Below are 12,414 nucleotides of genomic sequence, written 5' to 3' on the forward strand. Positions count from 1 at the left end.
CGTTAAATTATATAATAGCATCTTTATAACTTCACATTTAATTAAATAGGAATACGTCGACGGTCTTTGACTTTAAGTCTGCCATTTTTGTAAGAAACTCTATGAAAATCAACTACAAAATCATCATTTATTTTTTTGGACTGCTGCTTCTTTTTAATGGTGGCTTTATGCTGTTGGCAACTCTAGTCAGTTTCCTTTATAAAGATGGCGTTACTTTGGAGCTTTTTATCTCTGGTTTGGCAGTGCTGTTAATAGGTGTTTTTTTAATGCTATCTACAAAAAACCACAGCAAAGAGATGAATAAGCGTGAAGGCTATATGGTAGTGGCCTTTGGATGGATTGTCATGGCGGTTTCTGGAGCTTTGCCGTATTTGGCAACAGAGGTGATTTCTAGCTTTACAAGTGCATTTTTTGAGACCATGTCTGGGTATACGACTACTGGGGCCACCATATTAAATGATATTGAAATTGTTCCGAAAGGTGTTTTGTTTTGGAGAAGTACAACCCATTGGATTGGTGGCATGGGGATTATTGTTTTGGCGATAGCCATCTTGCCATTACTTGGAATTGGAGGCATGCAGTTATTTGCCGCGGAAGCTCCAGGGCCTAGTGCCGATAAATTACATCCGCGTATTACAGATACTGCAAAACGTTTATGGTTGATTTATTTTGGTTATACCGCCGCAGAAACTATTTTATTAAAGGTTGCTGGAATGTCCTTCTTTGATGCGATTAATCATTCTATGAGTACCATATCCACGGGTGGGTTTTCAACAAAAAATGCGAGTGTCGCCTATTGGAATGACAATCCTACCATTCAATATATTATCATCATATTTATGTTTTTAGCTGGTTCCAATTTTGTGTTGAGCTATTATGCATTTAAAGGGCGTGTGCAAAAGGCCTTGAATGATGAGGAATTACGTTGGTACTTTAGGTTTGTCGTTTCGTTTACTGCAATTGCGGCATTGATTATTTATTTTAGGGCTGATTTATCGCTTTCTTCAATTGACCACCCCATGGTTTGGGGAAGAGCTGAAAGTGCCGTTAGGCACGCCTTGTTTCAGGTGTTAACTGTAATCACAACCACAGGTTTTATTAGTGCAGATTATACCTTATGGACGCCTTTTTTAGTAGTGCTTTTCTTCGGGCTGATGTTTTTAGGGGGGTCTGCAGGCAGTACCTCGGGTGGGGTAAAGGTTATGCGCCATTTGATATTGATAAAGAATGGTTTTTTAGAATTTAAACGTGCACTTCATCCCAATGCCGTATTACCTGTGCGCTATAATGCAAAGGCAATAACGGGGGTCATCGTTTACAATATCCTCGGTTTTTTTATTCTCTACATGATTTCCTTTATAGTGGGCGCCTTGGTATTTTCAATGTTTGAGATTGACTTCCAGTCAGCTATCGGCTTATCAGCTTCAAGCTTGGGTAATATCGGTCCTGCCTTGGGTAATTTTGGTCCGGTGAACAACTATGCTGCGTTGCCGCCACTAGCGCAATGGTGGGCCTCTTTCCTGATGCTCATTGGGCGTTTGGAATTATTTACAGTGTTGATTTTATTGACGCCTTTCTTTTGGAGGAATAGGTGATTTCAAAATCTGAAATAACAAATTACTGGATAGTGGTTTACGCTTTCATTAAGGCATTTGGAAGAAAAATGATCATTATCTTACGATGTGCCTTTTCTACTAAATACATTTCTATCCACACTATCTCTATTAATTGTAATTTCCTGTTCTTCAATTAAATGCGGGTAAAAGCGGATTTGTTATGGGGCATTTTTATAGTACAGGCTACTTTCAGGGGTTACCTTGATTTTTAAAACTGATGTGAATTAGAAATGTTGGGTAGATCTGATGTCAATCTTTAGAAAGCTTCTTTTGTTGAGCTGGATCTTTCATTTTATCTCTTCGAGATGACGTGTTGACTGTTTGAAAAAGAGCATCTTAAAAAGCAAAAACCGTCTCGAACCTCGAGACGGTTTTTTTATAGCTATACAAGTTTTAAAATTGTCGAGCTATTCAATTTAGACTAACAAAAATATCATTATTCCCAACCTGGATTTTGCTGTGTAGCTAAAATTGGATTAGCGTCAATTTCTATTTGAGGAATTGGCCATAAAAATCTAGTATCGGTTCCAGGAATTGCAGCTACGCCGTAAGGTCCTGTATAAGGTGTGCCCAAAACGTAAGCAGAAGCTGGAGGATTTCCATTATCTACTTTTGCAGGAATACCATCGATTGGTTGAAGATCATCACCTTGTAATCTGTGAATATCTGACCAACGTCTACCTTCCATTAAGAATTCAATTCTCCGTTCTTTTAAGATAGCACCAACTAATGCAGCAGCAGTTGTAAATGAGGAAGATGTGTAGGCTTGAGCTGTAGGATTCTCTAATGATCGATTTCTCACTCGATTTAAAAGTTCTAGAGAGGCAGATAAATCTGCTGGAGATTTTCGAGCTTGTGCTTCAGCCATGTTTAATAATACTTCAGCATATCTGATGATTGGTGAAGCATCCGTGTACGTCACACCGTCTCTGTATTTTGCAGTATATTTTCTTCCGTCTACTGTAAACACCATTCCGTCTGGAGCATCAGCTTCATAAGTTTCCTTTCTTCGTTTGTCATCCACCAACCAACTTGGATCTCTCCAAATGATAGGGCTAATGGCAACCAAACGTCTTCTATTATATTGAGAAGCTAAAGCCGCATTCACGCCAGGGTTATTGGTGTCAGATTGTAATACTGAGAAGATAGATTCAGTGTTGCTGTAGCTATCGTCAAATACGCCATCTGGTTCTGCTGTTAAAGTGTAAGCGCCTGCAAGTTTAGTACCTTCGGTAATTACCTTGTTCCAATCTCTCATGTGTAAATATACACGTGTTTTAAAGGCAATAGCGGCATTTTTAGAAGCCTTGGTGAGCTGGGTGTTGGTAATGGTGTTTTCAGCATCATTTAAATCTGCTAAAACTTTTTGATAACACTCAGCAACAGTATTTCTGCCTTTTAACATTTCTGAATCAATTTCACTTTGGGTATCAATGCCAACTTCTCTATAAGGAACTCCTGGATGAGATGCACCAGAAGAAAAATTATAAGGTCTTGCAAAATAAGTTAACAATTCAAAATGGGTAATGGCTCGTAAAAATTTAGCTTGCCCAATATAATCATTACCTACTTCTGCACTTATGATACCATTTTCAATGGCTTTTGTAACACCTTCAATAACGAGATTGGTTCTGTTGATCAGTCTGTAACCGTCCACCCAATAATATACGTTATTTGCAGTTGTACCATCATAAGTAGCGGTATAGGTCAATTGGTAGAAGGTGGCAGTGTTTACTACATCTTCACCTCTATTGTCACCTTGTTGCACGAACGCAGCGCCCCAAATATAACCTCTTCCTGTACCGGTGTATTCTCCAATTGCGGCTGCATTGTACATGCCATTAAGCGAACTTTCAATTAGTGAAGGAGAAGAAAAGGCATCATCAATAGAAATATTATTGATAGGGCTCAAGTCTAAAATAGCCTCTTCTGAACATGAAACCATTCCGATTCCGATGACAGTTACTGCTAAAAATTTGAATATATTTTTCATCTTTTTAATATTATAAATTAACATTTAATCCTACAGATAAAATTCTTGCTCTAGGAGTTCCATTTAGATCAACGCCGCCGGTTTCCATCTCAGGATTCAAACCATTATAATCTGTAATAGTTAATAGGTTTTGTCCTTGAACAAATAATCTGATAGTGTCAACTTTAATTCTTTCAGTTAATGACTTTGGCATTTGATAGCCTAAAGTTAGGTTGTCCAAGCTAATAAAATCACCATCTTCCAAGAACCTTGAGGAGGCGCTACCTGTTAAATTGGTAAAAGTATTACTACTTGCCCATAATCTTGGTGTTACCCCATCTCCTGGGTTTTCTGGACTTTGCCATCTGCCTAAAATCTCTGTACTGTTGTTATTTAAGTTTTGGGTCACTAAATCTCTTCTGGTGGAATTGAAGATTTTGTTGCCACCACTAAAACGGAACATAAAACTTAAATCAAAATCACCATAAGTAAATCGATTGATAAGTGCACCATAGTATTTTGGTAATGAACTTCCTAAAATTACGCGGTCTGAACTCGCACTTAACGTAGCGCTCTCTGAAAGATCAGAAGGATTGCTAGCATTAAATACACTATATTTTCCATTGGTGATATTTCCTTGAACTAATGACCCATCTGCTTTGTAATACACTGGATTCCCATTTGCAGGGTTAGATCCCCAATATTTAAACCCATAAATGGAGTTAATTGGTTCGCCTTCTCTAATGATTAAATTTTGGGCAATATTCGCATCAGAAAATGTGCCACCCAAAATATCCTGTCCTTCAGGAATGCTCAAGACTTCATTTTTGTCTAAAGTAAGATTGGCTGTAATATTCCAAGAGAATTTATCATTTGAAATAGCTCTAAACTCTGCTCCAAATTCATAGCCTTTGTTGCTCATCGCACCGATATTCTTTTTGATTCGGTTGCCAGGAACACCTAAGGACGCAGGAAGTGGAACATCTAAGATTAAACCATCAATATCATTGTTATAGTAGTCAAGATTCAATCTCAATCTGTTGTTGAATAAGGCTACATCCAATCCAAAGTCAGTCTTTTTACTGGTTTCCCATAACAATTGGTCATTTCCAAATTGACTAAAGGTGATCCCGTTCAAATTCCCGTATTTTGAAGCAGAGGTTAATCCTAAGTATGGGTAACTCCCAATTTCAGTATTTCCAACTTCAGAGTAGGACCCTCTTAATTTAAATTCATTAATGGTATTTTTTAGATCACCCCAAAATCCTTCGTTAGCAATATTCCATCCAGCAGAATACCCTGTAAAGTTATTCCAACGATTGGCTTCACTTAACTTTGATATCCCATCACGTCGGATAGAGCCTTGAAGGAAATATTTTTGTTTGTAGTTATAGCTCAAACGGCCAACATAAGAAATGATGCCATTTTCAGTAATGCCACCACCAGAGGTTTGCGTTCCGTAGGCGTTGGTAACTAGATTTTGGTTATAAAATTCATCCAATAAATCTGTACCTGTTCCAAAAAATGACTGATTTTTGGCTTTTTGGTATTCTGCAACTAGTGTCACTCCTACATTATGTGCATCGTTGAATGATTTGTTATATGAGATAATATTTTGGATGTTCCACGTTAACAAATCACTACTGCTGTTTTGTAACCTTCCATTAGATCCTCTACCATCACCATGAACAGGATTCCAATATAAAAATCCAGAGGTTATTGGGTTGTCCGCACTTGCTTGAAATCTATAATTAAACCCATCAAATAAATCCATAGACGCAAACGTGTTCACGATAGTTCTATTGATTTTTGATTGATAGACGTTCTTGTCTAAAACGTAAGCGATATTTGAAATATTATCTCCTACTGGATCAGTGTTATCCCATTGGCCCACAACACTGTTATCAGAAGATAAGTTATAGCCGGTTGGGTGCTCAGAATTGTATATAGGTGTATTTGGTAATTGTCTGGTGGCGTTAAAAATATTACCTGACAATGAGTTCATGCCCGTATTCAAACCATCATATTCAGTTCTTGTAATGGCAATGCTTCCACCCACGGTAAGCCATTTGTTCATTTTATGCTCGATGTTTGATCTCAAATTGAATCGTTCCAAGCTGTTTGATTTTGCAACACCTTGTTGGTTTGCATAGCCTATTGAGAAAAAATACTTTGTGCTTTCAGATCCACCGTTTAAAGAAAGGTTGTGATCTATTTGAAGAGCCCCAGAATTAAGTACTGCTTTTTGCCAATCTGTATTATATTCATTGCCAATTGCCCAAGGAGCCTGTCCTCTGTTTGTACGTTTTTCATTAGCAATAAGTAAAAAATCAGGTGTTTCTAAAAGATCGAAAGTTTTGATTGCGGAAGCAAAACCAGTCACGGTATTGTAGCTAACTTTCATAGTGCCGCGCTTTCCTTTCTTGGTGGTAATTAAGATAACACCATTGGCTGCTCTTGAACCATAAATTGCTGTTGCGGCCCCATCTTTTAAGATCTCATAAGATTCAATGTCATTTGGGTTAATGTCTCCTAATCCATTTGAAGAGGCATAACCTCCTATGTCGCCAGAATAAATAGGCATTCCATCAACTACTACAAGTGGGGAGGTTCCAGAACCAATTGAGGCAATACCTCTAATTCTAATTCTTGGGGCTTCTCCAATAATTCCATTATTTGAGGTTACTTGCACACCAGCAGCTCTACCAGCTAATTGAGATTCAAAACTTGGAGTTACCAAACCTTGAATGTCAGATCCGGAGATGCTAGAGATGGCGCCAGTGACCTCTGATTTTTTTTGTACTCCGTAACCTACGACTACGATTTCATCTAAAACAGAAGCATCTTCGGCCATGGCAACATTAATGATGTTGGAAGCACCTACTGTTTGTTCTTGGGTTTTTAGTCCCACGTAAGTGAATGATAAAATATCACCCGTTTTTGCATTAATGGCATACTTACCGTCAAAATCCGTTTGAGTTCCAGTCGCTGTTCCTTTTACTAGAATATTGACTCCAGCTAAAGATATCCCAGATTCATCAGAAACTGTTCCTGAAATGGATTTTTGTTGCGCAAATGTCATTTGTGCAATTAACACTATACAAAGTGTTAGAATTAAACTAAATTTTGTTTTCATTTATGAAATGGTTAGAATTATGCCAGCAAATGAAGCCAAAATATTTATATGAAACAATACTTTATGTTAAATAACCATAATATTAACAAAAATAATGTTAAAATTGCTCTTATGGAATATTTGTTATATGGTATTCTGGTTGTTCAACATGCTGAATATTAGTTGTTTGTATAATATTATAAATGAATTTAACAGATTTAAAAATTATCAAATTCTCTTATATTTTGATCCCAATGTGTCTGCTAAGAGTAACATTAACTGAAGATTGTGGCCGTAATTGACTTTTTGTCCTACTTATTTTTTTAAAGCTTCAGTTGAGCCTTCGGAGTTTGTTCAAAAATGATTTTTATTAGGGAATAATTATGGTTAATTTATTCAGGCATAACATTATAGAAATGTCAGTATTTGGGATACAACTGGGATATTCAATTTTGTGTAAAATGATGTTAAAAAATTAATTCTAAAACATACGGTTGGCGCATATTTTAAAATGAAAATAAGGAGAGTAGGCTGTATTAAAATTGGAGTAGATATAAGCCAAACAATTATTGGAAAAAATAATAGAGTTAACTCGTTTTTTTATAGGGCGAGCAAAATCTAATACGCATCATTTACTCTTAATAGGATGTAGTGTTAAAAAAAAATATCATAAAATAGATACGATGATAGCGTTGAGTCATTCTCATTTAAGAAATGAATTTCATGGTGAGTCTAACACCTAAAAACCAAAAAGCCACGCGATTAAAGTGGCTTATATGGTTTTAAAAAAAAGAGTGAGTTTTAAGAAACCGCAATTTTTATACGTGTTAGGGCTTCTTTTATCTGGTCTTGAGATGCTGCATAAGAAATTCTAATGCAATCTGGATTTCCAAACGCACCGCCATCAACTGTGGCCACGAGTGCTTCTTCAAGCAGGAATAATGAGAAATCAGATGCGTTATTTATTGTCTTTCCTTTTAGGGTCTTACCAAAATAATAGGACACATTTGGGAAAACATAAAATGCACCTTCAGGAATATTCGTTTTAAATCCTTCAATGTCGTTTAGTAAATCAAGCACCAAATCACGACGAATTTTAAATTCATCAATCATAAACTGTACTCGCGATGGCGGTTCAATTAGAGCTGTAATAACCGCACGTTGGGCGATGGAATTCGCACCACTTGTAATCTGTCCTTGCATTTTGTTGCAAGCCCGTGCTATTTTTTCAGGACCTCCAATATAACCAATACGCCAACCAGTCATGGCAAAGGCTTTTGAAACACCATTTACAGTAACCGTCCGTTCATACATATCTTCAAACTCCGCCATACTTGAATGCTCGCCTGAAAAATTGATATGCTCATAAATCTCATCAGAAACCACGATGATATTCGGGTGTTTTTGCAACACATCTGCTAAAGCGCGTAGTTCCTCTTTACTGTATACAGAACCGCTTGGGTTGCAAGGTGAACTGTACCAAAGCATTTTGGTATTAGGTGTAATGGCAGCTTCCAGTTGCTCTGGTGTCATTTTAAAGTCGGTTGCGATTGTGGTCGGTACTTCAACCGGTACGCCGTCATTGAGCTTCACTAAATCGGCGTAGCTCACCCAATAGGGGCAAGGTAAGATGACTTCATCACCTTTGTTGATTAATACAGCGGCGAGATTAGCAAGTGATTGCTTAGCGCCTGTTGATACCACTATTTGACTATGAGTGTACTTTAAACTATTGTCACGTTTGAATTTATTGATAATCGCATCTTTTAATTCTACGTACCCGTCAACCGGGGTGTACGAACTATAGTTGTCATGGATGGCCTGTATGGCGGCATCTTTTATATAGTCTGGTGTGTTAAAGTCTGGTTCGCCTAAGCTCAACCCGATGATGTCTTTTCCTTCTGCCCGTAATTCTCTGGCTTTAGCAGCCATGGCTAAGGTAGCAGAAGTAGACATGTTTACAATTCTATCTGAAAGTAAGTTCATTTAATAATAATTAAGCGTGAAGAGCAGGATTAAGTCCCATTTCTTTTAAATATCTGAAATGTGCAGCAATTGCTTTGCGCGTGGTCGCGTATTCTTTATATGGCAAGTTGAATTCTAAAGCAGTCTCCTTGACGATTTTTGAGATTTTAGAATAATGAATGTGGCTAATGTGAGGAAAAATATGATGTTCTACCTGATGGTTTAATCCGCCAGTGAACCAATTTATAATTTTACTATTTGTACCAAAATTAACTGTGGTATTTAATTGATGAATGGCCCACGTGTTTTTCATTGTTCCATTTTCTGCGGGTAATGGCATTTCAGCGTCTTCCATAACATGTGCCAATTGAAATACAACACTCAAAATAAGGCCGGCAACATAATGCATAACAAAAAAACCGATGAGCACTTTCCACCATGCAATATCTGTCAAAACCAAAGGTAAAACAATCCAAATGGAAACATATATAATTTTTGAAATCACCAATTTGCTCCATTCCGTTGCCGGATTAGGGAATTTGCCATAGGACAATTTACGTTTCATATAGCGCCTCATTTGCAAAAAATCAGTGGTTATAGCCCAGTTGATAGTCAATAAACCATATAACAAAACAGAATAATAATGCTGAAATCTATGGTGCTTCTGCCATTCTGAATGTCTTGAGAATCGTAAAATACGTCCGGCTTCCAAATCTTCATCATGTCCATGGATGTTCGTATAGGTATGATGAAGTACATTGTGCTGCACTTTCCAATTATAAACATTTCCTGCCAGAATATAGATGCTACTTCCCATGAGACGGTTAATCCATTCTTTATTCGAGAAAGCGCCGTGATTGCCATCATGCATCACATTCATGCCTACTCCTGCCATTCCAACGCCCATAACAATGGTTAGCAGCAACATGGACCAACCTGGTAAATCAAGAGTAAGGATTAAAAAATATGGCGTTAAAAATAAGGTAAACATCACTACAGTTTTCAACCATATTTTCCAGTTTCCTGTGCGCTTTATATTGTTATCTTTAAAGTAATCATTGACCCGTTTATTTAATGTTCTGAAAAATTTTGCAGAATCATTTCTCGAGAAGGATAGAGTTTGATGTGTCATCGATGTGTATTTATTAAGATAACTTCAAAAATCAAGCCACCATATTAAGATGCTGCAAAGATAATCAATTAATGCCGCGAACTAGATAAGAATATGCTAAAAATATCCATATAAAAATGCTTATTTTTGCTAAAAATTAGAGCAGAATGCAACTCATTAAACATTATTTTCCTGATTTATCTGAACTTCAGAGGATCCAATTTGGACAATTGGAAGATCTCTACAAAGATTGGAACCTAAAAATAAATGTGGTTTCACGCAAGGATATTGACGAGTTATACCTGCGCCATGTGCTTCATTCTTTGGCTATTGCGAAGCTAATTTCATTCAAGCCAGGATCTCGAGTTCTAGATGTTGGCACAGGAGGTGGCTTTCCAGGAATTCCTTTGGCCATTCTGTTTCCTGAAACAAATTTTCATTTAGTCGATAGCATCGCCAAAAAAATAAAAGTTGTTGATGAGGTCGTTCAAGGTTTGGAATTGACCAATGTGAAAACCTCGCATTGTCGAGTTGAAGAAGTAGGAGATACTTATGATTTTATTGTGAGTAGAGCCGTTGCAGCTATGCCTACTTTCGTGCATTGGGTAAATGGGAAAATAGCCAAAAAGCAGAATCATGAGCTTAAAAATGGGATTATCTATTTGAAAGGCGGTGATTTGACTGAAGAATTATTGGACTTTCCTAAAGCTGCCATTTATGATATTTCTGAATTTTATAAAGAAGAATTCTTTGAAACGAAAAAATTGGTGCATCTACCAATAAAATATAAAGGCTGAATTCAAAATTCAGCCTTTTGCTTTGCTTATGAATACAAAAATTTTATTTTACTACAAATTTTGTGTGGTATCTCAATCCATCCTCGGTTTGAACATTCAGAAGGTATAGACCCGATTCTAAATTAAGAGGAACAGTTGTACGTTTAGACAGAGAAATACTTGAATTTAAGACCAGTTTTCCAGTAAGATCCACAATGGAAACAGTTGCATTTTTAAAATCAGTGCTACTTAATAAGGTTACAGCGTTGCGCACCGGATTTTGTTGTAGTCTCAGATGGTGCGTCTTGACAAAATTGTCAGTGCCAAGCGTACCTTGAAATATTTCAGTCAATGCAAAAGTGACGTTCCCTTGAGTTAAGGTGATATGTGGTTCATTATCCGCTGGAATGTAAGAGGCGCTAAAAGGTGAATTCGATGGATCTGGATTTGTATACCAATTCGTTTCGTTTTCTATGGCCATCCCGCTTAACGTTGGAATGAAACTAAAGTATTGGGATTTGAGACTCTCAGTAAATTGAGTTATTAAAGGATTGCTGCCATCATCAAAGGTATATAAATCAAATTGCCCTCCAGGTGCACTATCCAAACCATCTGAAGTGCTAGGTGATTGGGCAGTTGCGCTAAAACCTAAAACGTCAGCCCACGCAAAAATCCACGCTTGACCAACAAAGTCTGCCACCTTTATGCTTTGGTCTGCTGCTGGTGCAAAATTCACGATAACTTTTGCTCTAGTTGGAACAGGAATTCCTCCAATATTGACATTACCTGTGTCAAAGGTTTCATTGATGAGTTCCATTCCTGGAGTTCCTGTCATTTCTCCTTTGCCACTACCATTTGTAATAGCTACGTTTCGTGTGTTTTGTGGAAAGCCCATGGCGTCCATTTCTGCTTGGAAGGCATCTCTAAAATTTGGGGCCCCCATTGGCGTATGTGTAGCGTTGGTTTGTACAACTCCAGAACCATTAACATGTCCTAAATAATGATCGATTAGCATTTGTTTTGCGGCAGGACTATTCAACAGGCCGTTTACCAACGGTTCAGCCTCCGAAAGACCTGGTGTGCCATTGACCATATAATTGAAAAGGTATTGCATGCCAATTGGAACGTTGGCTCCCAAATGTGGGGTGTCAAAAGCCAGGTAGAGCCTAGTGTCATGATCCAACATGTTTTGCTCCATATATCTCAGTGCGTATCTAGAGATGAGCCCTCCAATGCTTGGACCAATGACTACATTTTGTTCAGAGCCCACTTTTGTGCTGTTTATGATGTTGATAAGTTCCACAAAAGTAAAAGCATTACGTTGAATAAAATCTGCACCACCCATAAGTGTCGTGCCATCGGTGGGGCTAGGGTAGGCCGCTTCAAAATTGACGATAACTAAGTCAAAACCCTCATTTCGGACTAAATCGCCCAAGTTCATTCCCGATGTGCCATAATTTAAAAGATCATATACAGCAGGGATGTCTCGTGAATCGTTAGGATCGAAACCATCAATCAGAAAAATCGGCTTGTCAAAGACCCCATCAACATTGTCGTAATAGATTTTATATTGGGCAGAACCCACCAATGGGGAAGTTTCATCATGTCCTTGATAAGGTATAGTACCGTCAACTGTCATGATAGTGCTTTCACCGCCCGGAGTTTGGGCAAATATGAAAGAACTGGTCAATAATAAGGTAAGTAACTAGTTTTTTTTCATGAGAGATTTGTTTAAATGATACTTTAAATATACATAGTTTTGATGGGTTGTGCTAAGTTGAAAAATAATTTATTTGCACGGCACAAAAAAAATCCTCAAACGTTAATTTGAGGATTTCTTTTAAATGTGCTTTGAAACT

General features: G+C 37.5%; 7 protein-coding genes. 2 read left to right on the top strand and 5 right to left on the bottom strand.

Features of this window, described 5'->3' with window-relative positions; translation table 11 throughout:
* The first annotated feature begins 101 nt into the window (after positions 1-101).
* Complete coding sequence (locus G525_RS0100360) at positions 102-1,595, top strand: TrkH family potassium uptake protein (protein WP_027124358.1); 1,494 nt, start codon at positions 102-104, stop codon at positions 1,593-1,595.
* Between the two features lie 457 nt (positions 1,596-2,052).
* Here the strand turns inward: G525_RS0100360 and G525_RS0100365 are convergent, their stop codons facing one another.
* The 4 genes from G525_RS0100365 to G525_RS0100385 all read right to left on the bottom strand — a co-directional run bounded on the left by G525_RS0100365 (position 2,053) and on the right by G525_RS0100385 (position 9,800).
* A complete protein-coding gene (locus tag G525_RS0100365; protein WP_027124359.1) occupies positions 2,053-3,609 on the bottom strand; it encodes a RagB/SusD family nutrient uptake outer membrane protein in 1,557 nt (518 codons plus the stop codon).
* Between the two features lie 10 nt (positions 3,610-3,619).
* The gene (locus G525_RS0100370; RefSeq protein ID WP_027124360.1) at positions 3,620-6,724 is read right to left on the bottom strand and encodes a SusC/RagA family TonB-linked outer membrane protein; all 3,105 of its coding nucleotides are present in this window, start codon (positions 6,722-6,724) and stop codon (positions 3,620-3,622) included.
* A gap of 780 nt (positions 6,725-7,504) precedes the next feature.
* Complete coding sequence (locus tag G525_RS0100380) at positions 7,505-8,689, bottom strand: pyridoxal phosphate-dependent aminotransferase (RefSeq protein ID WP_027124361.1); 1,185 nt, start codon at positions 8,687-8,689, stop codon at positions 7,505-7,507.
* 10 nt (positions 8,690-8,699) lie between these two features.
* Positions 8,700-9,800 carry a fatty acid desaturase family protein gene (locus G525_RS0100385; protein ID WP_027124362.1) on the bottom strand — a complete coding sequence of 367 codons (1,101 nt, stop codon included), beginning with the start codon at positions 9,798-9,800 and terminating at the stop codon, positions 8,700-8,702.
* Between the two features lie 146 nt (positions 9,801-9,946).
* Between G525_RS0100385 and rsmG the strand changes: the two genes are divergently transcribed.
* Positions 9,947-10,576 (top strand): 16S rRNA (guanine(527)-N(7))-methyltransferase RsmG, encoded by a 630-nt coding sequence (gene rsmG / locus G525_RS0100390; protein ID WP_027124363.1) that lies wholly within the window; start codon positions 9,947-9,949, stop codon positions 10,574-10,576.
* A gap of 43 nt (positions 10,577-10,619) precedes the next feature.
* Here rsmG and G525_RS0100395 read toward each other — a convergent pair whose 3' ends face one another.
* Entirely contained in the window at positions 10,620-12,194 is a 1,575-nt protein-coding gene (locus G525_RS0100395; RefSeq protein ID WP_027124364.1) for a T9SS type A sorting domain-containing protein, read from the bottom strand.
* Between the last annotated feature and the right edge of the window lie 220 nt (positions 12,195-12,414).

The sequence above is a fragment of the Gelidibacter mesophilus DSM 14095 genome, from assembly GCF_000423005.1.
In the GTDB taxonomy this organism is placed as follows: Bacteria; Bacteroidota; Bacteroidia; order Flavobacteriales; family Flavobacteriaceae; genus Gelidibacter; species Gelidibacter mesophilus.

Bases quoted from the DNA above. Each gene is read 5' to 3' on its own strand.
- G525_RS0100360 (WP_027124358.1), top strand. From the start codon at position 102: ATGAAAATCAACTACAAAATCATCATTTATTTTTTTGGACTGCTGCTT.
- G525_RS0100365 (WP_027124359.1), bottom strand. From the start codon at position 3,609: ATGAAAAATATATTCAAATTTTTAGCAGTAACTGTCATCGGAATCGGA.
- G525_RS0100370 (WP_027124360.1), bottom strand. From the start codon at position 6,724: ATGAAAACAAAATTTAGTTTAATTCTAACACTTTGTATAGTGTTAATT.
- G525_RS0100380 (WP_027124361.1), bottom strand. From the start codon at position 8,689: ATGAACTTACTTTCAGATAGAATTGTAAACATGTCTACTTCTGCTACC.
- G525_RS0100385 (WP_027124362.1), bottom strand. From the start codon at position 9,800: ATGACACATCAAACTCTATCCTTCTCGAGAAATGATTCTGCAAAATTT.
- rsmG (WP_027124363.1), top strand. From the start codon at position 9,947: ATGCAACTCATTAAACATTATTTTCCTGATTTATCTGAACTTCAGAGG.
- G525_RS0100395 (WP_027124364.1), bottom strand. From the start codon at position 12,194: ATGACAGTTGACGGTACTATACCTTATCAAGGACATGATGAAACTTCC.